The 24,373-nt window shown below is 69.9% G+C and carries 20 protein-coding genes and 1 pseudogene; 13 read left to right on the top strand and 8 right to left on the bottom strand.

What is annotated here, in order from left to right:
• Positions 1 to 69: 69 nt before the first annotated feature.
• From secA to mtrA, 6 genes and pseudogenes are all read right to left on the bottom strand, one after another.
• Positions 70 to 2,655: pseudogene (gene secA, locus LTH96_RS01820) on the bottom strand (preprotein translocase subunit SecA); the annotation flags it as partial.
• A 253-nt stretch (positions 2,656 to 2,908) separates the two neighbouring features.
• A complete protein-coding gene (hpf, locus tag LTH96_RS01815; RefSeq protein WP_241463949.1) occupies positions 2,909 to 3,598 on the bottom strand; it encodes a ribosome hibernation-promoting factor, HPF/YfiA family in 690 nt (229 codons plus the stop codon).
• 127 nt (positions 3,599 to 3,725) lie between these two features.
• On the bottom strand, positions 3,726 to 4,634 hold the full coding sequence (locus LTH96_RS01810; protein ID WP_241463947.1) for a ComF family protein: 909 nt from the start codon (positions 4,632 to 4,634) through the stop codon (positions 3,726 to 3,728).
• A gap of 129 nt (positions 4,635 to 4,763) precedes the next feature.
• Positions 4,764 to 6,488, bottom strand: a complete 1,725-nt coding sequence (locus tag LTH96_RS01805; protein WP_241463946.1) for an LpqB family beta-propeller domain-containing protein — start codon at positions 6,486 to 6,488, stop codon at positions 4,764 to 4,766.
• The gene (gene mtrB / locus LTH96_RS01800) at positions 6,485 to 8,254 is read right to left on the bottom strand and encodes an MtrAB system histidine kinase MtrB (RefSeq protein ID WP_241463945.1); all 1,770 of its coding nucleotides are present in this window, start codon (positions 8,252 to 8,254) and stop codon (positions 6,485 to 6,487) included. Before mtrB ends, LTH96_RS01805 begins: the two co-directional genes overlap by 4 nt.
• Before the next feature lie 77 nt (positions 8,255 to 8,331).
• Complete coding sequence (gene mtrA, locus LTH96_RS01795) at positions 8,332 to 9,021, bottom strand: MtrAB system response regulator MtrA (RefSeq protein WP_036473691.1); 690 nt, start codon at positions 9,019 to 9,021, stop codon at positions 8,332 to 8,334.
• Between the two features lie 149 nt (positions 9,022 to 9,170).
• On the opposite strand from mtrA, the gene LTH96_RS01790 reads away from it, so the two are divergent.
• From LTH96_RS01790 to LTH96_RS01750, 9 genes are all read left to right on the top strand, one after another.
• Positions 9,171 to 10,373, top strand: coding sequence for a hypothetical protein (locus LTH96_RS01790; RefSeq protein WP_241463942.1), 1,203 nt, complete (start codon positions 9,171 to 9,173; stop codon positions 10,371 to 10,373).
• Positions 10,354 to 10,989 (top strand): DUF4129 domain-containing protein, encoded by a 636-nt coding sequence (locus LTH96_RS13130; protein ID WP_241463940.1) that lies wholly within the window; start codon positions 10,354 to 10,356, stop codon positions 10,987 to 10,989. Before LTH96_RS01790 ends, LTH96_RS13130 begins: the two co-directional genes overlap by 20 nt.
• Complete coding sequence (locus LTH96_RS01780; protein ID WP_241463938.1) at positions 10,986 to 12,287, top strand: DUF4350 domain-containing protein; 1,302 nt, start codon at positions 10,986 to 10,988, stop codon at positions 12,285 to 12,287. Before LTH96_RS13130 ends, LTH96_RS01780 begins: the two co-directional genes overlap by 4 nt.
• The gene (locus LTH96_RS01775; RefSeq protein WP_241463937.1) at positions 12,280 to 13,296 is read left to right on the top strand and encodes a MoxR family ATPase; all 1,017 of its coding nucleotides are present in this window, start codon (positions 12,280 to 12,282) and stop codon (positions 13,294 to 13,296) included. Before LTH96_RS01780 ends, LTH96_RS01775 begins: the two co-directional genes overlap by 8 nt.
• Before the next feature lie 105 nt (positions 13,297 to 13,401).
• Positions 13,402 to 14,724, top strand: coding sequence for a DUF58 domain-containing protein (locus tag LTH96_RS01770; RefSeq protein ID WP_241463936.1), 1,323 nt, complete (start codon positions 13,402 to 13,404; stop codon positions 14,722 to 14,724).
• Positions 14,725 to 14,869: 145 nt separating this feature from the next.
• Positions 14,870 to 16,024 carry a tRNA 2-thiouridine(34) synthase MnmA gene (mnmA, locus tag LTH96_RS01765; protein WP_241463935.1) on the top strand — a complete coding sequence of 385 codons (1,155 nt, stop codon included), beginning with the start codon at positions 14,870 to 14,872 and terminating at the stop codon, positions 16,022 to 16,024.
• Between the two features lie 26 nt (positions 16,025 to 16,050).
• Positions 16,051 to 16,488, top strand: coding sequence for a chorismate mutase (locus LTH96_RS01760; RefSeq protein ID WP_241463933.1), 438 nt, complete (start codon positions 16,051 to 16,053; stop codon positions 16,486 to 16,488).
• A complete protein-coding gene (locus LTH96_RS01755) occupies positions 16,488 to 17,627 on the top strand; it encodes a hypothetical protein (RefSeq protein WP_241463931.1) in 1,140 nt (379 codons plus the stop codon). The genes LTH96_RS01760 and LTH96_RS01755 overlap by 1 nt, the downstream gene beginning before the upstream one ends.
• Before the next feature lie 133 nt (positions 17,628 to 17,760).
• Positions 17,761 to 18,174, top strand: coding sequence for a VOC family protein (locus tag LTH96_RS01750; protein WP_241463930.1), 414 nt, complete (start codon positions 17,761 to 17,763; stop codon positions 18,172 to 18,174).
• Between the two features lie 121 nt (positions 18,175 to 18,295).
• Here the strand turns inward: LTH96_RS01750 and LTH96_RS01745 are convergent, their stop codons facing one another.
• On the bottom strand, positions 18,296 to 19,528 hold the full coding sequence (locus LTH96_RS01745) for a cysteine desulfurase family protein (RefSeq protein WP_241463929.1): 1,233 nt from the start codon (positions 19,526 to 19,528) through the stop codon (positions 18,296 to 18,298).
• Between the two features lie 43 nt (positions 19,529 to 19,571).
• Here LTH96_RS01745 and LTH96_RS01740 point away from each other — a divergent pair, with 43 nt between their 5' ends.
• The 4 genes from LTH96_RS01740 to rraA all read left to right on the top strand — a co-directional run bounded on the left by LTH96_RS01740 (position 19,572) and on the right by rraA (position 23,585).
• On the top strand, positions 19,572 to 20,639 hold the full coding sequence (locus tag LTH96_RS01740; RefSeq protein WP_241463928.1) for a J domain-containing protein: 1,068 nt from the start codon (positions 19,572 to 19,574) through the stop codon (positions 20,637 to 20,639).
• A gap of 84 nt (positions 20,640 to 20,723) precedes the next feature.
• Positions 20,724 to 21,206 (top strand): tRNA (cytidine(34)-2'-O)-methyltransferase, encoded by a 483-nt coding sequence (locus LTH96_RS01735; RefSeq protein WP_370642659.1) that lies wholly within the window; start codon positions 20,724 to 20,726, stop codon positions 21,204 to 21,206.
• 58 nt (positions 21,207 to 21,264) lie between these two features.
• Positions 21,265 to 23,049: an anti-sigma factor domain-containing protein gene (locus LTH96_RS01730; RefSeq protein WP_241463926.1), complete on the top strand. Its 1,785-nt coding sequence runs from the start codon at positions 21,265 to 21,267 to the stop codon at positions 23,047 to 23,049.
• Positions 23,049 to 23,585: a ribonuclease E activity regulator RraA gene (gene rraA / locus LTH96_RS01725; protein ID WP_241463925.1), complete on the top strand. Its 537-nt coding sequence runs from the start codon at positions 23,049 to 23,051 to the stop codon at positions 23,583 to 23,585. The genes LTH96_RS01730 and rraA overlap by 1 nt, the downstream gene beginning before the upstream one ends.
• Before the next feature lie 21 nt (positions 23,586 to 23,606).
• Here the strand turns inward: rraA and LTH96_RS01720 are convergent, their stop codons facing one another.
• Positions 23,607 to 24,356, bottom strand: a complete 750-nt coding sequence (locus LTH96_RS01720; protein WP_241464431.1) for a PIG-L deacetylase family protein — start codon at positions 24,354 to 24,356, stop codon at positions 23,607 to 23,609.
• Between the last annotated feature and the right edge of the window lie 17 nt (positions 24,357 to 24,373).

The following is a 24,373-nucleotide window of genomic DNA, read 5'->3' as shown; positions in this document are numbered from 1 at the left end:
CGACCTCAGTCCAGGATTCAGCTCAAGGGATCCGCGCGGGGCTCAGCCCTGGGTCGCGGTGGTGTCCTGCAGACCGGGCACGCGCAGCCGCTTGCCGGCGGCGAACATCCGCCCGTCCTTGACCCCGGGAAGGTTCGGTGCGGCGGTCTCGGGAGCCTTCGCGGTGACTTCCGCGCTGAAGAGCAGCCGCACCGAGTCCTCGCGGACGCTGTCGGCCATGGTCTGGAAGAGCAGGAAGCCTTCACGCTGATATTCGACCAGCGGATCACGCTGGGCCATCGAGCGCAGTCCGATGCCTGACTTCAGGTAGTCCATCTCGTAGAGATGCTCCTGCCACTTCTCGTCGATCACGGTGAGCAGCACCCGACGCTCGAGCTGCCGGATCGCTGCCTCCCCGACCTCCTCAGCCTTGTTCTCGTAGGCGACCTTGGCGTCGGAGATGAGCTCACGCTTGAGCATCTTGACGTTGAGCTGATCGATGCCCCCGGCCTCTTCGACCAGGTCCTCGATGCTCAGCGACACCGGGTAGAGCGACTTCAGCTCTTCCCAGAGAGCCTCCAGGTCCCAATCCTCCGAGGAGGAGGAGGTGGTCTTCTCCTCGATCATCAGGCTCACCGCGTCTTCGATGAAGTGCTGGACCTTCTCGTGGACGTCGTCGCCCTCGAGGATGCGGCGGCGGTCGGAGTAGATGGCCTGGCGCTGACGGTTCATGACGTCGTCGTACTTGAGCACGTTCTTGCGGGTCTCGGTGTTCTGACCCTCGCGCTGCTGCTGGGCGTTGGCGATCGCGGAGGACACGAATTTGTGCTCCACCGGGATCTCATCGTCCATGGCCTTGGAGTTCATGATGCGCGCGGCGGCGGCCTGGTTGAAGAGCCGCATCAGGTCATCGGTCAGGGAGATGTAGAACCGGGATTCGCCGGGGTCACCCTGACGTCCGGAGCGTCCGCGCAGCTGGTTGTCGATGCGTCGGGACTGGTGCCGCTCGGTGCCCAGCACGTAGAGCCCGCCCAGTTCGCGGACCTTGTCGCCGTCGGCCTTGGTCTCGGCCTTGGCGCGGTCGAAGACCTCGTCCCATTTCGCCTCGTAGGCCTCGGCGTCCTTCACCGGATCCAGGCCGAGCTTCTCCATCTCGCGGACGGCGTTGAACTCGGCGTTGCCGCCGAGCATGATGTCGGTGCCTCGACCGGCCATGTTCGTGGCCACGGTGACCGAACCCTTGCGGCCCGCCTGGGCGACGATGGTGGCCTCGTGCTCGTGGTTCTTCGCGTTGAGGACCTCATGGCGGATGCCGGCCTGGGCCAGCTTCTTGGAGAGGTACTCGGACTTCTCCACGGACTCGCTGCCCACCAGGATCGGCTGGCCCTTCTCGTGGCGTTCGACGATGTCTTTGATCACCGCGTCGAACTTCACCACCTCGTTCTTGTAGACGAGGTCGTTGTGGTCGGTGCGCTGGCGCTCACGGTTCGAGGGGATCGGGACGACGCCGAGCTTATAGGTCGACATGAACTCGCCGGCCTCGGTCTCGGCGGTGCCGGTCATGCCCGAGATCTTGTCGTAGCTGCGGAAGTAGTTCTGCAGCGTCACGGTGGCCCGGGTCTGGTTCTCCGGTTTGATCCGGACCTGCTCCTTGGCCTCGATGGCCTGGTGCAGGCCCTCGTTGTAGCGCCGGCCCTTGAGGATGCGTCCGGTGTGCTCATCGACGATGTGCACCTCGCCCTGGGAGACCACATAATCGGTGTCCTGGCGGTAGAGCTCCTTGGCCCGGATGGCGTTGTTGAGGTACTGGATCAGCGTGGTGTTCTGGGTCTCATAGAGGTTCTCGATCCCGAGGTAGTCCTCGACCTTGTCGATGCCGGACTCCAGGACGCCGACAGTGCGCTTCTTCTCATCGACCTCGTAGTCCTCGTCGATGTGCAGCTTCTTCACCAGCGTGGCGAAGTCGCTGTACCAGCGCGAGACGTCGCCGGAGGCGGCTCCGGAGATGATCAGCGGGGTGCGCGCCTCATCGATGAGGATCGAGTCGATCTCATCGATGATGGCGTAGTGGTGCTCACGCTGGACCAGGTCATCCAGGGACTGCGCCATGTTGTCGCGCAGGAAGTCGAAGCCGAACTCGTTGTTCGTGCCGTAGGTGATGTCTGCGGCGTAGGCCTCGCGGCGCGCGGCCGGCTTCAGGTCATTGGTGATGGTGCCGACGTTGAGCCCGAGGAAGCGGTAGACGCGTCCCATCAGGTCCGCCTGGTACTTGGCCAGGTAGTCATTGACGGTGACCACGTGGACGCCCTTGCCGGTGAGCGCGTTGAGGTACGCCGGGGCGGTGGCGACCAGGGTCTTGCCCTCACCGGTGCCCATCTCGGCGATCTCACCCAGATGCAGCGCCGCTCCGCCCATCAGCTGCACGTCGTAGTGGCGCTGACCCAGCGTGCGGTCGGCCGCCTCGCGGACAGTGGCGAAGGCCTCGGGGAGCAGCGAGTTCAGTGACTCGCCGTCGCGCAGGCGCTCCCGGAAGCGTTCGGTCTCGGCGCGCAGCTCGGCGTCGCTGAGCTCCTTGAACTCGTCCTCCAGGAGGTTCACCGCATCCGCGTAGGAGCGCAGAGTCCTGAGGATCTTCTTGTCCCCGGTCTTGAGGATTCGTTCAAGCAGAGTGGGCACAGCCAGTTCTCCATCGGTGTCTACTGGTTCGGCGGAGACTCACGATAGGCATGAATCACCATCTGTCATTCTACGCGCTCCCCCCAGCAGCACCCGAACCCATGGCCCCAGGCCCCTCCCCCACACGGTTGAGGGGCGGATTCCGACGAGCATCTCAGCCCGTCTGGGCCAGGAACACTCGGAGAATCCGCCCCTCAACGCAGAAGGAGCCCCTCACGGAGGGGTGATGGGTGGGTGGTGCTGGTGGTGCGGGTCAGGAGGCCTGGTAGGCCAGTTCCTCGACCACCGGTTCACGCTGATCGCCGCCGTTCGGATCCAGCGAGATCACGCCATAGGTCCAGCCCCGGCGGCGGTATACCGCGGAAGGCTGACCCGTCGCGGCGTCCACGAAGAGGTAGAAGTCATGCCCGACCAGTTCCATCGCATCCACGGCTGCGTCAACGCTGACCGGCTTGGCCGGGAAGACCTTGCGCCGGATCTTGATGCTGGACTCGGCCTCATCCTCGGTGGGCGGCACATCATCAGCCGCCTCCGCATCGAGGACCTGTTCGTAGAGCGGACGGTCGGTGGCTGCCGGCGGAACGCTCGCCATCGCGGCGGCGACGTCGGGGGCCCCGTTGTGGGAGGCGTGGGCGCGAGACTTCTTCTTGTCCAGGGTGCGTCGCAGCCGCTCGGTGAGCTTGTTCAGTGCGATCTCGAAGGCGGCGAACTTATCCCCTGCCTGCGCTTCGGAACGAATGACCTTGCCACGGCCGATGACGGTCAGCTCGACGGTCATGCTGGTGTCGGCTCGGCGGTGGGAGTTTTCGCTGGAGACCTTGATCTCCAGGCGATGCCCCTTGTCGGTGAGCTGCTCGATCTTCTCGAGCTTCCCTTCGACGTGCTCCTTGAAGGCGGAGGGGATCGCGATATTTCGGCCAGTGAAGTTGACCTGCAGAGTCATTCTGTCCTCCTCGTATCCGATATCAGACACAGCGGAGACGAGAACGTTCTTCCCCTCGCCGCTGCGATGGGACTGTGAGAAGTACCCATACCTCAGACTAGTTCCCCGGGGCGACCCACGTCACCATTTACGCCTCGGGCGAAGCTCTCACCAGCGGAGATTCCACTTCAGCCCCAGGTCCAGGGGTTGCCGCCAAGACTGCCGCACCGTGGATCCGGGCGCCGGCGGAGGTGAGCACCCGGTGCAGCTCCGCCAGCGTGGATCCGCTGGTGAGCACGTCGTCGACAAGCAGGACATCCGCCCCGGGGAGCAGGCGTCGACCTCGCGGGGTCAGCTCGAGGCTTCCCACCGAGCGACGGCGGCGGGCGCGCGCCCCGCGGGTCTTCTGCCGGCCCTGCCGGGGGCTCAGCGACCGCAGCGCCGCCGCCCGCGATTGGCGCAGCAGCCCCGGAACCCGATGCGGTCGCAGCCCGGCCTGGCGCAGCTCCCGCGCGGAGACCGCGAGGGCACGGTCGAGGAGCACCTGCACCGGATCAAACCCGCGGGTCAGCTGGGAGCGCAACGACGACGGCGGGCTCACCAGCAGCCAGGGCCGTGACCCGGGCACCCAGGCCGCGGACTCCGGCGGCACACGCGCCGCCGCCAGGCGCAGAGCGCGTGCGAGCCCCGGTCCCAGCGCGGCACCCAGGCCGATGGCCCCGTGGTCCTTGAACGCGAGCACCGCTCGGGCCACCAGACCCTCGTAGCGACCGGCGGCGCTGACCGGCAGCACGGTGATCGCAGCCGCGTCCATCAGCAGCGGCAGGGCCATCGCCTGCTCCTCGGCCGCGAACGGCGCGCGCGTCATCAGGCGGAGATCCTCGGCACAGAGCGCGCAGAGCACCAGGTCCTGCTCCGCGCAGCCGATGCACCACACTGGGGTGACGATCCCTGCCGCCGAGCTCAGCGCGGCCCTGACCGAAGCTCCGGTCGGACCGAACCAGACCCGATCCACGGTGCGACCGAGCTGCCCTGGGCGCTGACGCGTGGGATCCATCCTCCGATCATCTCGGCGCAGCGGCCCGCGGAGTCCGCGTCGGCCCAACTGGGGAGAACCGGCTCACCGCGGCAGCGGTGCCCGGCGCTGGGGAGAATCGGCGACCCAGCAGATCAGAGACCCGGGGCCTCAGCCCGGGAACGCCAGATCCCGGACCTCGATCTCCTCCAGCGCCACCCAGGTGTCGCCGGAGAGATTCTGGAAGGGCACATCCACGGTCTCGGCGAAGACCTTCTGCTGGCCCTCCCCCACGGAGATGTTCAACAGCCCCAGCAGCGGGCTGTCCGCCCGGTTCGCGCCGGTCAGCGTGACCCGCTCCGGGGTCATGGTCTCCTCGTCGGAGCCTGCCCAGACATAGAGCGCGTCGGGTCCCTGCCAGCGGACCTCTTCGAGCTCCACCGAGGTCTCCAGCCGCATCGGCTGCCCGAGTCCTCGCGGGATGCCGGTGGAATCGCGGATCACACCGGCCACGTAGAGGTCCCGTTCGCCGTCGTCGTCGAGGATCACCGCGGCCCTGGCCCCGTCCTGAGCGATGCGCAGCGAGGTGATCGTGCGGTTCTCCAGCCAGTCGGCGCTGACCTCCGCGCTGGAGGGCTCCAGGGACTCGTCATAGGCCAGGGCGTGGACCGTGGCGTCGTCGCCCTCCGCGGACGCGGTCCAGGTCCAGCCGTAGTTGTCCATCGATGGGCGGGTGAGGTTGGGGGCCTCGAGCACCGGGTCCTCGGCCCGCTCGGGGCGCAGGTGGTAGAGCTGATCGCCCTCGCCGTTGAGGAACGCGAAGACCTCCTCGGAGGAGGATCCCGGGACCGCCGGTGCCTGCGGGTCCAGGTCAGCGATGTCCGGCAGGCTTCCGATGGAGAGCGTGACCTGGTCGTTCTGTCGGCGCAGCGTGTCGTTCTCGATGCCCACCTGGGTGGAGTCCACCTCTGGGGAGACCTCGATGCGCAGCCGGTCCTCCTCGGGCAGGTCCGCCTGCACCGGGATCTCCAGCTCGCGCTGGGCCACGGTGATCTCGACATCGTTGATCCGGGTGAGCGAGGTCAGCGCAAGGTCCAGCTGCTGCTGCATCAGGACCCGTTCGGCGGGATCGGCGTCCTCGACGCCGCCCGGGGAGAGGTCCACCGCGGCGGTGCTGTCATCGACCGGCACCGAGGCGCGCTCCAGCGTGACGTCGTCGCCGAAGGCTGAGATCACGGCGGGTTCCAGGTAGGGCGCCGGTCCGGCGAGCAGCGCGCTGACGATCTCTGAGGAGATGCCCGGCCGATTGAGGAACCAGCGCTGATCCGGCACCGCGTAGCGCAGCTGTGGGTCGAAGTAGTACAGGGTGTGGGCCTGGAAGGCCTGCTGGAACGAGCCGTCGATGAGCATGGTGCCGTCGGGGGCTTCGGTGATCCGCCACTCCCCCTCGACCTCCTCCACGGTGAAGTCCATGACTTCGGTGGAGTCCTCGGGCAGCCGGGTCAGGATCCCGGCCCCGTCCACCACGGAGTCCACCTGGAACGGGGCGCTCCAGGTGTCCTCTCCGGAGGCCAGCACCGGTGGTTCGGAGGAGTAGACGACGGTCCGCGCATCAGGTCGCCAGTCCCTGGCCGCCGCCGGAGACATGAACTGCCGTGCGATGGCGTAGTCGTCCTGGGCGCCGGCTCCGGCGCGGATGAATCCCGCGACGATCTGTTCTGCGGTCGCGCCGGTCTGCGGCGGCTGCGCCTGCGGGGCGTAGGTGAGGTCTTCGCCTGATTCCGGGGCGGAGGTCCCCACCGGCCCGTCGGTGGGCAGCAGCGGCGAGCAGGCGCTGAGCAAGAGCGTCAGCGCGAGCAGCCCTGTGATCAGCGCGAGCAGTCGACGGCGGATCATGACTCACCCTTCCTCGGCTGGTAGAGCGCCTGTTCGTTGATCCGGTCATGCTGCGGCTCTTCTTCGGAGAGATCCTGGATGTTCTCGATGCGGTACCTGTCGGTGGCCCGGTAGACCGGAGGCAGCGCCATCGGCGAGGCGCGGTAGGGCACCGACTGTCGGCGCGGCAGCACCAGCCGGAAGCAGGAGCCCTGACCCTTCTGGCCCCACGCGTCCAGGGCACCCTGGTGCAGCCGGGTGTCCTCGGTGGCGATCGAGAGGCCGAGCCCGGATCCTCCGGTGGTGCGCGCCCGGGCCGGGTCGGCGCGCCAGAAGCGGTCAAAGACGTGGGCGACCTCGGAGGGGCTCATGCCGATCCCATGGTCGCGCACCGCGATGCCGACCGCGGTGGGGCTGGAGCAGACGATCACATCGACCGGGCGTGCCTCGGCGTGTTCGATCGCGTTGTTGATCAGGTTGCGCAGGATCCGGCTGATCCGTCGGGCGTCGACCTCAGCGAGGAAGTTCTCTCCCTGGACCACCAGGCCCAGCGGGGTGTTCGAGCTCTCCGCCAGCGGCTTGGAGCTGATCAGCACCTCCCGGACGAGGGCCAGGAGGTCGACCTCAGCAGTGGCCAGCTCGGCGGCGCCGGCGTCGAACCGAGACATCTCCAGCAGGTCCGAGAGCAGCGCCTGGAACCGTTCCACCTGGTGGTGGAGCAGCTCGGTGGAGCGTCGGTTGATCGGATCGAAGTCATCGCGCGACTCGTGCAGCACCTCGGCGGCCATGCGTACCGTGGTCAGCGGGGTGCGCAGCTCGTGGGAGACGTCGGAGACGAAGCGCTGCTGCATCTTGGAGAGGTTCGCCAGCTGCGTGATCTGCTCCTGCAGGTTCGAGGCCATCCGGTTGAAGGACAGGCCCAATCGGGCGATCTCGTCCTCCCCGCGCACGGCCAGGCGCTGGTCCAGCTGACCGTCGGCGATCCGTTCCGAGACCTCGGCGGCCTGCGAGACCGGACGCACCACCGAGCGGGCGACCCAGGCGGCGATGGCCATGTTGATCAGCAGGATCGCGGCACCGGCGACGAGCATGGTGCGGAAGACGAAGGCGACGTTCTCCTGGACCGGGGAGAAGTCGTAGACGAAGTAGAGCGCATAGGGGTTGCCCTGCACGTCGACCTGAGTGCCGAACGCGATTCCGGGCGAATCATTGGTCCGGTTGGCGTTGAGCTGGACCGCCTGCCAGTACTGGCCGGTGCCCCCGGCGACGGCAGCGTTGAGCTCATCCGAGATCAGGCCCGGTGGGAGGCCCCCGGAGGTGATGCCGTCGACGTAGAGATTCTCTCCGCCCTCCAGCGGCAGCAGGATGACCTCGCGCTGGATCTGCGCGGTGGAGTCGTCCACGTCGTTGAGGATCGACTGGATGTCCTGCTGGGCCTCGGTCCGGCTGCTGGTGCTCAGTGCCGCGAAGCTGCTCCGGATCGCGTCCAGGCCATCGGCGGCCTCCAGCTCGGCCTGATCGAAGCGCTCCTGGAAGAGTCCGGAGGTGACCTGCTGCACCAGGAAGGCCGCCACGGCCATGGTGCTGATCATGGTGAGCAGACCGGTGAAGAAGACCGCGCGGATCAGCAGCGAGCGCGCCCACAGCCGAGGCAGTCCGCTGATCTTCCGGGCGGTTCCGCCGAAGGTCCGCTTCTCGACGGCAACCTGCTCGCCGTCGGCGGCCTCGGCCGCCTTCGCGGCCGCGTCGATCTCCTCCTGCGGGTCCCGGACACGGTCCCGGACCACCGGGACGCTGCCGGTCGAGGTCGCCGAGGACCGTGAGGCAGCCTGATCTGCGGAGGGCTCAGCTTCACCAGGAATGACTACCCCTGCCCTCCGGCCTTGTAGCCGACGCCGCGCACGGTCTGCACGATCTCGGGGTTCTCCGGATCCTTCTCGATCTTTGAACGAAGTCGCTGCACGTGGACATTGACCAGTCGGGTGTCGGCCTGGTGGCGGTAGCCCCAGACCTCCTCCAGCAGCATCTCGCGGTTCCAGACCTGCCAGGGCTTCTTCGCCAGCGCGGTGAGCAGGTCGAACTCCAGCGGGGTCAGCGAGATCCGGTGCTCGCCGCGGCGGACCTCGTGACCGGCGACGTCGATGCTCAGGTCCCCGATGGTGAGGTTCTCTCCGTCCGGGCGCGCATTGTGGTCAGCCGGACGCAGTCGAGCCCGCACCCGGGCGACCAGCTCGGCGGGCTTGAAGGGCTTCGGCACGTAGTCATCGGCGCCGGCCTCGAGTCCGCGCACCACATCGGCGGTGTCGGACTTGGCGGTCAGCATGATCACCGGAGTGTCGGCCTCCTCGCGGATCTCGCGGCAGACCTCGATGCCGTCCTTGCCGGGCAGCATCAGATCGAGCAGGACCACGTCCGGCTTGGAGCTGTGGAAGGTCTCCAGGGCGTCTTCGCCGTTGAAGCAGAAGGTGGGCTCGAATCCCTCGTTGCGCAGCACAATGCCGATCATCTCCGCGAGCGCTTCGTCGTCATCGACGACCAGGATTCTGGCTTTCATCTGCTCTCCATCCATAGGGGTCCTGCGGCGCAGAGCGTCTCGCGCGCGCAGATTTGGGCCCAGTTTCCAGGCGGCACCGCATTCAGGATATATGAGAGCGGTAGGCTGGGCGCAGAGGGCACTCGCGCAGACGCGCTTGAGGAGGGGCGATGATCCGGACAGCGGAGACACACCGTGATGCTCGGCCGCGGCCGGGCCTCGGTTCTGCGCCCTCGCGCGCCACGCAGGAGCCCCCGCTGACCCCGGGCTCGGTCTTCCCGCTGCGCCGGATGGTCGCAGATGAGCTCTTCAGCGCCGCCGTGGCCGTGATCCGTCGATCTCCGAAGGCCGTGCTGGGCGTCCCCTTCCTCGCCGGGCTGGTGAACTTCGGGCTGACCCTGGTGATGATGCTGGTGCTGCCCTCGTCCTCCTATATGCGCATGCTCACCGACCCGGACGCCTTCGAGGACCCGGACCTGGCGCTGGGCGTGGCCACGGATGCCGCATTCCTCTGGGTGACCTTTGCGAGCTCCGCGGTGACGTTCCTGGTCATCGCGGTGGCCACTGCCTATATGGTGCTGCCCACGCTGCGTGCCGCCTACGGCCTGCATACCGGGATGGGCCAGACCGTCCGGCTGCGGCTGGGCCGACTCGGTCCGACCGTGGTCAACCTGCTGGTGCTGGGGCTGATCCTCACCGTGGTGGCGCTGCCGGTGTTCTTCGTCGCGGTGCTGCTGCTGGTGATCACCCTGTTCTTCGGGGCCGTGGTGGTCCTGCCCGGGCTCTTTCTGGCGCTGTGCTGGGTCACTGCGGCGGTGATGTACGCCCCGCTGACCGTGGTGGTGGAGCGCATGGGTCCCTTCGCGGCCCTCGGACGGTCCTGGCGGCTGAACCGTGGACGCTGGTGGCGCAACATCGGGCTGGTCGCGCTGCTCTACGTGATCCTCGGACTGGTCTTCACGATCGCCTCGATGCCGCTGATCCTCGCCGTGGCCGCCTCGGAGCTGATCGAGAACAGCCTGACCACAGGCGGGGAGTGGGCCGGCTTCGCGGTGTTCGCGCTGACCGAGCTCTACGGCACGGTGCTCTCCACGCTGTTCATCGGGGTGGTGGGCACGGTGATCTCGTTGATGTACCTCAATGCCAGGATCCGGCAGGAGGCCCTGGATGTGACGCTGCTGGCTGCGGCCGATCCGGTGCGAGGCCCGCTGGCTCCGGCCGACCCGCATCAGGTGGGGCTGCCGGGGCAGGCGCAGCCGGCGGGGCCGGCGGAGCCTGCCCGGACCGGCGCCGATCGTCTGGTCCCCGGGTCGATCGAGCACCTCCAGGAACACTTCGCGGAGGTGAGCCTCGGTGCAGCCCGAACCCGATGAGGCCCGGCGGCTCCTCGAGCAGGAGCTCAGCGATCCGCGCTATCAGCGCGACGCGACCGGTCCGCTGCGCGAGGCCGCAGACCGCTTCTTCGGCTGGCTGGACCAGCTGAGCCTGAACCTGGGTCCGCTGAACCTGCCCCTGGGACCGGTGCTGCTGCTGGTGCTGCTGCTCGCCGCGGTGGTCCTGTGCATCGTGCTGGTGCGGCCCCGGCTGCAGCGCGGCACCGACTCTGCGGAGCTGCTCACCAGCCCCGCCGGCGTCACCGCGGAGCAGCTGCGCCGGCGCGCCGAGTCCCACGCCCAGGCCGGACGCTTCGACGAGGCCTGCCGGGAGCTCTTCCGTGCCGTGATCCGGGCCGCGGAGGAGCGCCAGGAGCTCACCGAGCAGGCAGGTCGCACCGCCACCGAGGCTGGCGCGGCGCTGGCGCGGGCGCACCCCGTCCAGGCGCAGCAGGCGATCCACGCGGCAGAGCTGTTCAACTATTCCCGCTACGGCGGCGGTGCGCTGCAGCGCACCGACTACGACTCCCTGCTCACCCTCCAGGAGCGGCTGCGGTCCTCTCCGGCCGAAACTCAGCAGCCTGAGCGCCTGCAGACTCAGGGGGCGCGGCGATGACGACGACGGCGACGCTCGGCTCCACCCTGCGCAGCGGGTTCCAGCGCTGGCAGTTCTGGCTGCTCCTGCTGGTCCTGGGCGTCCTCGCGGTGGCACTCGTCCGGTCGGTCAGCGACGAGGACCTGGATCGCTTCGGCCTGGGGAACACCTCGCTGGACGGGTACGCCGCACTTTCCGAGGTGCTCGAGGACCGCGAGGTTCAGATCCACCCGGCCCCCTCCGCGGAGATCGCCCGCGAGCTGCTGACCGAGCATCCCGGGGCCCCGCTGGTGGTCCTCTCCACCGGCGACGTCCCCGACGACGCCTTCGTCGAGGGCCTGCGCGCACGCGGGGACCGACCCGTGGTGCTGCTCAGCGAGGGCTCCGAGCTGCTCAGCGCGCTGCACCCTGAGGGTCCGGAGCTCTACGCCGGAGCGCACCCGGGCGGTGGATCCGGCTCAGCCCTGGAGGCCGGCGCCCAGTGCCCGCTGGACGCCGCGGTGAACGCCGCCACGGTGCAGGCCCCGGGCGCGCTGTTCTACAGCGATGAACCGGGCTGCTTCACCGGATTCTCCGATGACGCCGGTGACGCGCAGATGCTGATCGAGACCGACGCCGGTGTGTTCTTCGGGGCGCCGGCGGCGTTCACCAACCAGAACATCACCGACGCCGGGCACGCGGCGCTGGCGCTGTGGCTCTTCGGCGCCGAGGACGACCTCATCTGGTACACCCCGATGGGCCTGGACACCCTCGATGACCAGCAGTGGGCCTCCCCCATGGACTTCCTCCCCGACTGGGTCACCCCCCTGGCCTGGTGGCTGCTGCTCTGCGTGCTGGTGATGATGCTCGTGCTCGGGCGGCGTCCCGGCCCGGTGGTGGGCGAACCGCTGCCGGTCCAGGTCCCCGCGGCCGAGACCGCCGAGGGGCGCGGCCGGATGTATCAGAGCGCCAACGCAGTGACCGCCTCGGCACAGACGCTGCGCAGCGCCCACCTGATCCGGCTGGCCCGGCTGCTCAGGCTCGGGGCCGCCCCGCGGGAGGCGAGCATCATCGACGCCGCCGCCCGGCAGGTCCGCCGCGACCCCGCCCAGCTGGGCGCGCTGCTCGCCCGGCAGCCGCGACGCAACTCAGACCTGGTCGCCTACGCCCAGGCGCTGGCGCAGCTGGAGGACGAGGTCCAGCGCGCCGCGCTGAGTCACCACCCCAGCGGTCGCCACACCAACGGTCAGCAGGACACCGGTCGCGGCTCAGGGCCGCGCAACGAACAAGACCCCACACACCTGAACCACCAGCAAGGGAAGAACACCAGCAATGACTGAACCGCATATCGCCGCCACGCAGAACCATCAGGCCCCGCACCCCCTCGGAGACCAGGCGGCGCACCAGCTGCGCGACAAGTTCCAACAGGTCCGCGGCGAGGTGGCCAAGGCGGTGGTCGGTCAGGACGCCGCGGTCACCAGCGTGCTGATCGGGCTGCTGGTCCGCGGCCATGTGCTCCTCGAAGGTGTGCCCGGGGTGGCCAAGACGCTGCTGGTCCGCGCGATCTCCGCCTCGCTGAGCCTGGACACCTCGCGGGTGCAGTTCACCCCGGACCTGATGCCCGGCGACGTCACCGGCTCGCTCGTCTATGACTCCAAGACCGGGGACTTCAGCTTCCGCGAGGGCCCGGTCTTCACCAACCTGCTGCTCGCCGACGAGATCAACCGCACCCCGCCCAAGACTCAGGCCTCGCTGCTCGAGGCCATGGAGGAACGCCAGGTCTCGGTGGACGGGATCAGCCGGGCGCTGCCGGATCCGTTCCTGGTCGCCGCCACCCAGAACCCGGTGGAGTATGAGGGCACCTACCCGCTGCCGGAGGCCCAGCTGGATCGGTTCCTGCTCAAGGTGCACCTGGACCTCCCCCACCGCGGAGAGGAGATCGAGGTCATCCGCCGCCACGCCGCCGGGTTCAACCCCTCCGACCTCGCCGGCGCCGGAGTCCGCGCCGTGGCGGGCGCCGAGGACGTCCTCGCCGCCCGCGCCCAGGTCCGCCAGGTCGCCATCGCCGGTGAGGTGCTCGCCTATATCGTCGACCTCGCCCGCGCCACCCGGGAGACCCCGAGCTTCCAGCTGGGCGTCTCCCCCCGTGGCGCCACCGCCCTGATGAACGCCGCCCGCGCCTGGGCCTGGCTCTCCGGACGCGACTTCATCACCCCCGACGACGTCAAGGCGCTGGCCCCGGCCTGTCTGCGGCACCGCGTCTCGCTGCGCCCGGAGGCGGCGATGGACGGGGTCAGCATCGACGACGTGCTGCAGTCCATCCTGGCCACCGTCCCGGTCCCGCGCTGAACGGCGGCCCGGACACGTGACCACCCCTGAGATGGCCGCTGAGTCGGCAGCTGAGATGGACGCTGAGATGGACGCTGCGATGAACTCCGCAGAGGGAGCCGCCCGATGGTCCTGACCCGACGCTTCCTCTACCTGGCGCTGGTGCTGAGCGCCGCCGTCGTCGTGTTCCCGGCCCCGGCGACGCTGCTCGGCTGCGCGCTGCTGCTGGTGCTGCTCGCCGCGCTCGACATGGTCCTCGCCGGCTCCCCGCGCAGCGTGCGGGTGGAGCGCGTGCCCACCACCGACGTGCGGCTGGGTCAGCCGACGACGGCGAGCACCACCGTGCATCACCACGGGTCGCGACGGCTGCGCGGTCAGGTCAAGGACGGCTGGCAGCCCTCCGCCGGCGCGCGCCAGCAGGTCAGTCCGATCCAGCTGGGCCCCGGGTCGAGCTCCCGGATCGAGACGGCGCGGATCGAGACGGCGCTGCGGCCCACCCGCCGCGGAGACCTGCACAGCGAACACCTGAGCCTGCGCTCGATCGGTCCGCTGGGTCTTGCCGGACGCCAGGTGACCCACCGGGTCAGGCACACCCTGCGGGTGCTGCCGCCGTTCCACTCGCGCCGGCATCTGCCCTCGAAGCTGCAGCGGCTGCGCGAGCTCGACGGCGCCACCGCGGTCCAGATCCGCGGGGCCGGGCACGAGTTCGATTCGCTGCGCGACTATGTGCGCGGCGACGATGTGCGCTCCATCGACTGGCGCGCCACGGCCCGGCGGCAGTCCTCCCAGGGCCAGCACCTGGTGGTGCGCACCTGGCGGCCTGAACGTGACCGGCGGGTGATCCTGGCGCTGGACTCTTCCCGCACCTCCGCGGTGCGGATCGAGGACGAGCCGCGGCTGGACTCCGGGATGGAGGCGGCGCTGCTGCTCGGTGCGCTCGCCGCCGGCGCCGGGGATCGGGTGGACTACTTCTCCTTCGACCGCGGGGTCAGCTCCCAGGCCCGCTCCGGGATGCGCGGAGATCTGCTGCACCAGATGGCCGAGGCGATGTCCACGGTGGAGCCCCGCCTGGTGGAGGCCGACTTCTCCCAGCTGCCGGGCCAGATCCGCATGATCAGCTCCCAGCGCAGCCTGCTGGTGGTGCTCACCTCGCTGGACTCGGGGTCCCTGGAGGAGGGCCTGCTCCCGGTGCTGCCGGCGCTGAGCCAGCGCCACCTCGTGGTGCTCGCCGCGGTGCGCGACCCCGAGCTGGACCGGCGAGCGCGAGCCCGGGAGACCACCGGGGAGGTCTACCGTGCGGCCGCCGCCGAGCGGGCGCTGATCGAGAAGGAGGCGCTGCGCCGCCAGCTGGCCTCGCTCGGGGTCGAGGTCGTCGAGGCCACCCCGCACCAGCTGCCCCCGCAGCTCGCCGACACCTATATCCGGCTCAAGGCCTCGGGCCGGCTCTAGCGCCGGCGGCTGACGAGGCACCGCTGGCAGTCGGATGAGCGGCGGCTGACCGGCGGGAATGCACCGACCCCCGGGATTGCTGAATACTGGGCATCAGCATCTCCACTTCCACGGAGCGCATCATCGTCGATCGGAAAGTCATCTCATGAAGGTATTGGCAGCCATGTCCGGCGGAGTGGACTCCGCGGTGGCCGCGGCCCGCGCCGTCGACGCCGGCCACGAGGTCGTCGGGGTCCACCTGGCGCTGAGCCGGATGCCCGGCACGCTGCGCACCGGATCCCGCGGCTGCTGCACCATCGAGGACTCCTCCGACGCCTGGCGCGCCTGCGAGAAGCTCGGCATCCCCTTCTACGTCTGGGACTTCTCCGAACGCTTCAAGGCCGACGTGGTCGATGACTTCATCAGCGAATACGCCGCCGGCCGCACCCCGAACCCCTGCATGCGCTGCAACGAGAAGATCAAGTTCGAGGCGCTGCTGGACAAGGCGATCGCGCTGGGCTTCGACGCGGTGGCCACCGGCCACTACGCCAAGGTCTTCCGCGACGCCGAGGGCAGCCCGGAGCTGCACCGGGCAGCGACCTGGACCAAGGATCAGTCCTATGTGCTCGGCGTGCTCACCACCGAGCAGCTCGAGCACTGCATCTTCCCGCTGGGCGAGACCCCCTCGAAGGACCTGGTCCGCGCCGAGGCGGAAGAACGCGGACTCTCGGTGGCGAAGAAGCCCGATTCCCATGACATCTGCTTCATCCCCGACGGCGACACCCGCGGCTGGCTCGCCGAGCAGATCGAGCTGCGCAACGGCCCGATCCTTGATGCCGAGGGCGAGCAGATCGGCGAGCATGAGGGCTCCGAGGCCTACACCGTGGGCCAGCGCCGCGGGCTGAAGCTCGGCCACCCCGCACCGGACGGCAAGCCCCGCTTCGTGCTGGAGATCCGACCGAAGGACAACACCGTGGTCGCCGGGCCGCGGGAGCTGCTCGAGATCGACCGGCTCACCGGGATCCGGCTCTCCTGGGCCGGAAGTCCGGTGCCCGAGGCCGCCACCGGTGGGTGGTTCTCCCTGGACCTGCAGATCCGCGCCCACGCCGACCCCGTCCCGGCCCGCGCCCGGGTCGAGGCCGAGCATCCGGAGACCTCCACAGGCGCCCCGAGGCTGATGGTGGAGCTCGACGAGGCCCTCCAGGGAGTGGCCCCCGGACAGACCGCGGTGATGTACCAGGGCACCCGGGTGCTGGGGCAGGCCACCATCGACACCGCCCGTTCGAAGAACTACCAGCCGGTGAGCTCGGCCGCCCGGTAGGCAGGGCGCACCAGTAGGCTGGGTGCATGAGCACAGATCCCCGCGCCGGCGAGGCCGCCGCCCAGGTAGAACCCGAGATCCTCGATGAGCTGCTCTCGATGCGGGCGAGCATCGACAACATCGACGCGACCCTCGTCTACCTGTTGGCCGAGCGGTTCAAGGCCACCCAGCGCGTCGGGGTGCTCAAGGCCAAGCACCAGCTCCCTGCGGCGGATCCGGCCCGGGAGAAGAACCAGATCGCCCGGCTCAAGCGGCTGGCCAATGAGGCCCAGCTCGACCCTGAGTTCGCCGAGAAGTTCCTGAACTTCATCATCGAAGAGGTCATCCGCCACCACGAGGCGATCTCCGCCTCCTCCGGCGCGACCGGCGGCCCGGGGCCGTCCCCGACTGACCCGGCATCGTCGGGAGCCGTCACCGAACCCGCACCCGCCGCCGCTCCCGCCGACGATTCGGCCCGGCGCTGATGCCGCTGCGCTCCACCGCGGCCGGTGTGATGCCGGGGACGAATCTTCTGCGCAGCGCCGAGCTCCAGGCCGCGGAGCTGCCGGCACCGCACCTGCCCGGACTGCCCGAGCTTCCCGGGCGCGGGCTGCACTCCCAGCTGCTGGGCCGCAGCCTCGCCCAGCTCTCCGAGCTGGCCACCGAACTGACCTCCTACGGCTGGCGGCTCACCCAGCGTCCCGGCGCCGATGATCAGCGCGCGCGCGGCTGGCTGCGCTCCGATGTGGACACCTTGGCCGATGTCCGCGGGCAGCGCCGCGAGGCCGGACTGGACACCCCCGACGACGGTGGGTTCGCCGCTCCCCTGGTGCTCGAGCTGCTGGGACCGATCAGTCTCATGGCGGGGCTCGCGCTGCACTCCGGGGAGAAGGTGCTCACCGACCACGGGGCGCGCCGGGACCTGGCCGCCTCCCTCGCCACGGGGGTCGCCGAACACCTGACCCATGTGCGGCGGGCCTGCGCGCCGTCGTCGTTGACGGTGATCATCACCGAACCCGACTACACCCGCGCTCGCGGCGGGCTGATCCCCACGGTCAGCGGCTACCGGAGCATCCGCGCCCTGGACCGTGAAGAGGCACGCGGCCACCTCGGCCTCATGATCGAGACCCTCCGAGGCACGGGGGTGGAGGAGATCCTGCTGGACCTCGGCGGCAGCGTGGAGCCTGAACACATGCAGGACTTCCGGGCGGCTCAGGGCCCGCGAGCGAGCGGCTTCAGCGTCGATCTCACCGTGATGCAGGCACTCGGCTGGGAACGCACCGCCGAACTGGTGGAATCCGGTGCCACCATGCTCGCCTCCACGCTGACCGGCGCCGAGACCGCCGCGGCCGCGCGTCCTGCCTCACGGGACGCCGCACGCCGCGGTGAGACCCAGCTCCCCCCGGTCAGCGACATCGCGCGGCGGCTGCGCGGACCCTGGGACCGGCTCGGGATGCCGCTGAACAGCCTGGAGAGCTTCATCCTGGTGGGCTCCGCGGACCGCCACCAGGGGGAACCTGCCCGCTCACAGTTCGCCGCGCTGACCGAGCCCGCCGCGATGCGGGTGCTCACCCGGGTGCGCGACACGGCCGAGGCGCTGCGCGACCAGATCCGCGAGGCCTGAGCGGCTCATCCCCGCCCGGTCCGAGCGCCCCTTCCCTCGCGTGGGCACTCTGCGGTGGAATGGCCCCGTACGCGGACCCGCTTGCCGCCGCAAGCCGCCCACGCAAAGGGCACAGCACCTGAGAGAGGTCCCGATGGAGCAGCGACTCTCCCTGATCACCCTCGCTGTGAGCGATCTGCCCGCAACCCGGCGCTTCTACGTCGACGGTCTCGGCTGGGCGCCCAGCGTGGAGGCCCCGGGGGTGCTGATGCTGCGCGCCGGGGCGCACCTGCTGCTCTCGCTCTGGGATCGCGGCGAGTTCGAGGCCGAGGTGGGCCCGATCATGACCGGCGACGGGGTAGCGCCGCTGACCCTGGCGCATAATGTGGCCACCCGTCAGCAGGTCGACGCGGTCCTGGACCAGGCACGCGACGCCGGCGCGACGGCGATCCAGCCGGCCGAGCGCCGCGAATGGGGCGGCTACAGCGGGTACTTCGCCGATCCGGACGGGTTCCGCTGGGAGATCGCCTGCGCGCCGGGCGAGGTCAACGACATCGTCCTGCCCTGAGCTGAGCCCTCGACCGCATCCCCGTTCGCTGGGCGCTGGGCGCTCTGCGGGGGATCAGACGCCGCCGGGACCCGCATTCCGTCGCAGACCGCCCCGCGCAGTGCGCTTCTTGCTCCCCGGTTCAGCGCCGGGCGGCGGCCATTCCGGCGATGCGCGCCTGGGCGATCACCGCGGGCAGCGCGGCGGCCAGCGCGGCGACGTCGCGCTCCGTCGTCGTCCAGCCCAGGGTGAAGCGCTGGGCGCCGCGGGACTGTTCCTCGCTGAGGCCCATCGCCAGCAGCACGTGGGAGGGACGCGGGACCCCTGCGGTGCAGGCCGAGCCGGTGGCGGTGTCGAAGCCGGCCATGTCCAGCATGAACAGCAGCGAATCACCCTCGGCGTCGTCCACGGTGATGTGCAGGTTGTTCGGCAGCCGCAGCTCCGGGTGAGTCCGCGGGTCCGGTCCGCGCAGCGTCACCCCGTCGAGCCCGACGACGGCGTCCATCAGCTGATCTCGCAGCCGCGCCAGCCGCTGGGCCTCCTGCGCCTGGGCGGCGACCAGCTCCTCGGCCACGGCGGCGAAGGAGCAGATCCCGGCGACGTCGAGCGTGCCGGAGCGGATGTCGCGCTCCTGGCCCCCGCCGTGCAGCACCGGGGTCAGCACCACGTCCCGGCGGACCAGCAGCGCGCCGATCCCCACCGGGGCGCCGATCTTGTGTCCGCTGATCGCCAGGGTCGCCGCACCGGAGTCGCGGAAGCTCAGCGGGGCCACACCGGCCGGCAGCGAGCCGAACGCCTGGACCGCATCGGTGTGCAGCGGCACCCCGAAACGTGCGCAGAGCTCCCCGATCTGCGCCACCGGCTGGATCGCGCCGGTCTCATTATTGGCCCACATCACGGTGACCAGCGCGACGGACTCCGCCGAGGCCGCGAGGGTCGCCTCGAGTGCGCGCAGGTCCACGATCCCGTGGGCGTCGACGGCGATGATCCCGAGCTCGGCACCTTCGTGGGCCTCGAGCCATTCGGCGGTCTCGAGCACCGCGTGATGTTCGATCCCGGGCAGCAGGATCCGACGCCGGGCCGGCTCCTGCGCGCGGCGCTGCCAGTAGAGCCCCTTGACCGCGAGGTTGTCCGCCTCGGTGCCTCCTGAGGTGAAGATCACCTCGGACGGGTCGGCTCCGAGAGCGCGGGCGAGCTGCTCACGGGCGGAGTCCACCGCCAGGCGGGCGCGGCGGCCGGAGCCGTGGAGCGAGGAGGGGTTCGACAGGGCGGGCATCACCTCGGTGAGCACACGCATCGCGGTGGGCTTGATCGGGGTGGTGGCGGCGTGGTCGAAGTAGGATCCGCCGGGCGGGGCGTCGGGTGCAGATGACATCGTGTCCACGATTCTACGCTTTTGGGGCTATCGTGAATCTTCGATGAGCAGTCACCCCGGAGATCTCTACAGCGTGCTGGGCATCGGCCCCGACGCCGACGCCCAGGCTGTTCGCGCGGCCTATCGCAAGCAGGCTCGGCGCGCCCATCCCGACGCCGGCGGCACGGCCGAGGAGTTCCATGAGGTCCAGTCCGCCTGGGAGGTCCTCGGCGATGAATCCGCCCGGGCCGCCTATGACCGCAGGCTGCGCCAGCCGCAGCGCGCGGAGGCCGATGAGGATGCTCAGACCGACGGGCCCACCTACGGCCGTGGCCCCGGGTTCGGCGGCACCGGCTTCGGCGGATCCGGTGCGGCGTTTCGGACCACCGCCTCGGGCAGCACCTCGGCGCGCTCGTCCAGCGCGGATTCTGCCCGCACGCCGTCGGGGACCGCCCACCTGGCCCCGGTCTACATCCCGGACCTCTCCCGGCCTGAGCCGCTCTCGCTGCCGCTGACCAGCCAGCGCACCCATGGCCGCTTCGCCTCCCGCGGGATCTTCGGCGGAGGGCGTGCCCGCCGGGCCGAACGGATGGGCGCCCTGCTGGAGAAGCACGTCCTGGCCGAGCTGCCCACCGCACGGCTGTTCAACGCGGTGGCGCTGGAACCGGCGGGGAAGGATCGCCGCGGAGCCAGCCGGCCCCCGCGCGGACCAGCCGTCGATCACGTCCTGGTCTGCGGCGACACTCTGGTGGTGGTCTCCTCCCTCGAGGTGCCCGCCGCAGCCGCATCCTGGGATGGCCGCAGGCTTCACGCCGCCGGCCGCTCGCTGGCCCTGCCTGACCTCACCGGGGAGTCCCGGCTCCTGCGGGCCACGCTGGAGGCGGCGATGCGCGAGACCGGCCGTGAGACCAGCCTGAACCTGGGTCAGCAGATCGTGCTTCACTCCCCCGACGGCGGCATGCAGAGCCCAGTCGTGGAGTCACGCGGCACCGGAGCCGGACGGGCCCCGCTGGCGCCGGCGCGCGCCTTCCGCAGCATCCGCGAACAGCTCGCCGCCTCCGCGCAGGCCAACGTCATCGACCGGCACCTGCTCGCCGCGCTGCGCAGGCAGCTGCAGCACCCGCAGGAATAGCGGACCCGCCGGCGTCGTCGCCCCTCCCTGCGCCGGCGCCCGGCCGGAGCCCCACCGCACCCGGCCGCGCCCGGCGCCGGTAGGATGACCGGCGTGAACACTCCGATTCGTGTGCTGGTGGACCAGCCTGAGATCCCCGGCAACACCGGCAACCTGATCCGGCTGGCCGCGGTCACCGGGGTGGAGCTGCATCTGGCCGAGCCGATCGGCTTCGACTTCGCCGACGCCAAGCTGCGCCGAGCCGGACTCGATTACCACGATCTGGCGGTGATGACCGTGCACCCGAGCCTGGAGGCCGCGTATGCGGCGCTGGCCCCGGAGCGCATCTTCGCCTTCACCGGCGAGGGCAGCGTCACGCACACCTCGGTCACCTACCGCAGCGGCGATGTGCTGCTCTTCGGCCGAGAATCCACCGGGCTCGATGATGCGGTCAAGGCCGATCCCCGGATCACCGAGCGGGTGCGAATCCCGATGCTCGCCTCCCGCCGATCGCTGAACCTGGCGAACTCGGTCTCGATCGCCGTCTACGAAGCATGGCGTCAGGACGGTTTCACCGGGGCCGTCTGAGGCTCATCAGGGTGTTGGTGACGCTGGAAGCCGCTGAGGATCGATACACTCACCAACCATGGACACCGCCTCTGACCGCCCTGCCTCGGACCGCCCCGACGACCGTCCCGACGGCGGTCTGACCCGCGCAGAAGTTGACCGCGGATCCGCACATGAGACCTCTGGTCTCGAGGACTCCGGAAGCCGTGAGACCTCCTCCGAAGACGCGCAGCTCGACGCGGCTGAACGCACCGAGGCCGGGTACACCGAGGATGGGCACACCGAGGATGGGCACACCGCGGCGAAGCATGACGGTCCCGAGTACGACGACGTCGACCAGCCCGACTCCGCCGACCCGCACCGCGACCCGACGCTGAGCGAACTCCTCGCCGCTTCAGCCCGCGGATACCAGCCCTCCTTCGCCACCTTCTACGAGGCCACCTCCGACGTGGTCTACGGCTTGGCGCTGCTCATGCACGAGGACCCCGAGGGGGCGCAGAGGTCCACGCTGGCGGTCTATCAGCAGCTCTGGGACCAGGCCGATGAGCGCGCCCAGGATCTCCGGCTGCAGTCCCAGGCCTCGGAGCTGCTCACCGATGAGCATGCCGCCGACGAACAGGCCCCCGACGACGCCTACCGGCCCACCGAGTACGAGCTGGTCCTGGAATGGCTGGTGCCGCTGGCGCATCGGATCATCGTGGAGCGCTTCCGAGACGGCCTGGCCACACCGATCCAGCTCTCCGTGGTCCCGGCCGAGGAGGGTGGTGGCATCGCGGGTCTTCCCGAGGAGATCATCGATGACATCAGTGTGCTCTCGGACTCCCAGTCCCAGGCGCTGGCGCTGAGCTATCTTGCCGGCTACACGCACCAAGAGGTGGCCGCGACGGTGCGGGCCGCCGTTCCGGCGGTGAAGTCACGTCTGCGTGACGGCATGACCCGGATGCACGCCCGGCGCACCAACCGTGAGGCGGAGCTGGATCCGATCCTGCGCGCAGCGGTGACGAAGAAGGACGTGCAACGCTCCGGCGCGGTCAACCGGAACTTCACCGAGGACATCGCCGCCGACGTGGAGCACGGGCTGCTCGTGGAGCTCGCCGAGATCCACGCCCTGGACGCCATCGACAACCGGGAACGCGCCGTGCTGGATGCGGCCGCAGTGACCGCGGACGAAGCCACCGCGCGCGCCTGGGACACCCGGGTGCTCTCCGCCCGACGCACCCTCGCCGAGGTCTTCACCGCCTACCCGGTCGTCCCGCCTGGGCAGCTGCTCGATGAGGTGCTGCACAACCTCTCCGATCAAGACGTCGGGATGGGGATGGTGGAGTCCATCTCCAGCCACACCGAGGTTGCACCGAAGCGGGAGCCTCTGGTGAAGCGCTGGATGATCGTGACCGGACTCGCCGTCGTGGTGCTGGCCGCAATCCTGCTCATCTGGAGCTTGACCGTGGGTCAGGACGTGCAGGCCACTGCCGACGGGGACCCCGAGGCGCGGGTCGTCGACGGCATCGAGCTCGCCGAGGGGGGCACCGCACGGGCGGTGATCTCCGCGGCCGAGAACGTCGGCTACGTGGACTTCTCCGCGGTCGGCGAGCTCGAGGGCGACGCCACCTACCAGCTCTGGCTGATGCCGCGCGACGACGGCCAGCCCAGTTCGCTGGGCAACTTCACCGCCGCCGAGCTCGAGGAGGAGGTCGTCACCCTGCGCAACGTCGAGTCGAACCGGGCGCTGCAGATCACCGTCGAGCAGATCCGCGGCGAGGAACGCCCGACAGGCGAGACGGTCGGAGAGATCGAGATGCGCGAACGAGTCACCGATGGCCCGCAGTACGGCGGGTCCGCCGACGAGGATGAGGAAGAGGACTGATGAGCGCAGAATCCGTGCCCACCCCCAGCACCGACCCTGAGCCTGCTGCAGGCCCTGAGCCCACCGGCTCTGACTTCGCGACCTGCGACCTCTACGACGCCGATGAGTCTCTGCAGTCGCTCTCGCTGCAGCTGCTGAACCTCGGCGGCCGCGCCCGCTTCACCGGCCCGATCCGGACCATCAGCTGCCACCGGGACAACGGCCTGGTCAAAGAGCTGCTGAACTCCCCCGGCGCCGGCGCTGTGCTCGTCGTCGACGGTGCAGGCTCGCTCGACTCGGCTCTGCTGGGGGATATGATCGCCGCCTCGGCGATCGAGAACGGCTGGGCCGGAGTGGTCATCCACGGCGCCGTCAGGGACCGTGAGCAGCTGGCCGAGATGGATCTCGGGGTGCGCGCGCTGGGCTCTAACCCACGGAAGTCGGTCAAGGACGGGCTGGGCGAGGTCGACGTGCCGGTCCAGTTCGGCGGCGTCACCTTCGTGCCGGGAGCCACCCTGTGGTCCGACGCCGACGGCGTGCTGGTCACCCCCGCCTGAGCCGCAGAACTCGGCTGGGCCTCAGAACCCGCTGATCGTGTCCGGCGCGTTGACCGTGACCCAGTGGAACTCCTCGGCGAAGCCGCCGGCACCGTGGATCTCGCGCATCTGCTCCAGCACGAAGTCCTCCATCCGCACGGCGTCGGGATGCTGACTGAAGTGTGCCCGCAGCGCGGTCATCTTCGCTGACTCCTGGCCGGTGACGTCGAGGCGGAGGTTCACCCGCTCCTGCGGGGCGGTGGTCAGCAGCAGATGCCGGATCTTGAACGCCTCGAGGCCCGCGGCGGCGAGCTCCGGGTAGGCGAAGGGGTTCTCCACATACGGGTAGGAGGCACGAACCACCGCCTCACCACAGGCCAGATGATCAGGGTGGGCCTTCTGCAGCCGGTCCCAGGCGCGCTCCGGATGCGGTGAGATGACCACTTCGGGCCTGACCTGACGCATGATCCGCACGATCTTCCCGACCAGCTCGGCAGTGGGCGCGACGAAGCCGTCCCGCTCGTCGAGCAGGATCACCTCGTCCACCCCGAGCGCCGCGGCCGCCTGGCGCTGTTCAGCCTCACGCACCCGGGCCATCTCGGCCCCGTCACGCCCGGGCTCGAAGCCGCCGGCATCGCCTGCGGTGAGCAGGCACAGGGTCACCTGCACGCCCGCCGCGGTGAAGGCTGCGATGCTGCCCGCCGCGCCGAAGTCGATGTCATCGGGATGGGCGCCGAAGGCCAGCACCCGGCTGATGTCGTGCTCGGCAGCGAGCTGAGCGGGGGTCGTCAGCGCCGAGCCAGAGGCTC

The organism is Nesterenkonia sp. LB17 (assembly GCF_022565915.1).
In the GTDB taxonomy this organism is placed as follows: domain Bacteria; phylum Actinomycetota; class Actinomycetes; order Actinomycetales; family Micrococcaceae; genus Nesterenkonia.
Note: the sequence above shows the minus strand (reverse complement) of the source record. Positions and strands in the feature narration are given on the sequence as shown.

Excerpts from the sequence above, each read along its gene's own strand:
- hpf (WP_241463949.1), bottom strand. The coding sequence starts at position 3,598 with ATGACTCTGCAGGTCAACTTCACTGGCCGAAATATCGCGATCCCCTCC.
- LTH96_RS01810 (WP_241463947.1), bottom strand. The coding sequence starts at position 4,634 with ATGGATCCCACGCGTCAGCGCCCAGGGCAGCTCGGTCGCACCGTGGAT.
- LTH96_RS01805 (WP_241463946.1), bottom strand. The coding sequence starts at position 6,488 with ATGATCCGCCGTCGACTGCTCGCGCTGATCACAGGGCTGCTCGCGCTG.
- mtrA (WP_036473691.1), bottom strand. The coding sequence starts at position 9,021 with ATGAAAGCCAGAATCCTGGTCGTCGATGACGACGAAGCGCTCGCGGAG.
- LTH96_RS01790 (WP_241463942.1), top strand. The coding sequence starts at position 9,171 with ATGATCCGGACAGCGGAGACACACCGTGATGCTCGGCCGCGGCCGGGC.
- LTH96_RS01780 (WP_241463938.1), top strand. The coding sequence starts at position 10,986 with ATGACGACGACGGCGACGCTCGGCTCCACCCTGCGCAGCGGGTTCCAG.
- LTH96_RS01775 (WP_241463937.1), top strand. The coding sequence starts at position 12,280 with ATGACTGAACCGCATATCGCCGCCACGCAGAACCATCAGGCCCCGCAC.
- LTH96_RS01770 (WP_241463936.1), top strand. The coding sequence starts at position 13,402 with ATGGTCCTGACCCGACGCTTCCTCTACCTGGCGCTGGTGCTGAGCGCC.
- mnmA (WP_241463935.1), top strand. The coding sequence starts at position 14,870 with ATGAAGGTATTGGCAGCCATGTCCGGCGGAGTGGACTCCGCGGTGGCC.
- LTH96_RS01760 (WP_241463933.1), top strand. The coding sequence starts at position 16,051 with ATGAGCACAGATCCCCGCGCCGGCGAGGCCGCCGCCCAGGTAGAACCC.
- LTH96_RS01755 (WP_241463931.1), top strand. The coding sequence starts at position 16,488 with ATGCCGCTGCGCTCCACCGCGGCCGGTGTGATGCCGGGGACGAATCTT.
- LTH96_RS01750 (WP_241463930.1), top strand. The coding sequence starts at position 17,761 with ATGGAGCAGCGACTCTCCCTGATCACCCTCGCTGTGAGCGATCTGCCC.
- LTH96_RS01745 (WP_241463929.1), bottom strand. The coding sequence starts at position 19,528 with ATGTCATCTGCACCCGACGCCCCGCCCGGCGGATCCTACTTCGACCAC.
- LTH96_RS01740 (WP_241463928.1), top strand. The coding sequence starts at position 19,572 with ATGAGCAGTCACCCCGGAGATCTCTACAGCGTGCTGGGCATCGGCCCC.
- LTH96_RS01735 (WP_370642659.1), top strand. The coding sequence starts at position 20,724 with ATGACCGGCGTGAACACTCCGATTCGTGTGCTGGTGGACCAGCCTGAG.
- LTH96_RS01730 (WP_241463926.1), top strand. The coding sequence starts at position 21,265 with ATGGACACCGCCTCTGACCGCCCTGCCTCGGACCGCCCCGACGACCGT.
- rraA (WP_241463925.1), top strand. The coding sequence starts at position 23,049 with ATGAGCGCAGAATCCGTGCCCACCCCCAGCACCGACCCTGAGCCTGCT.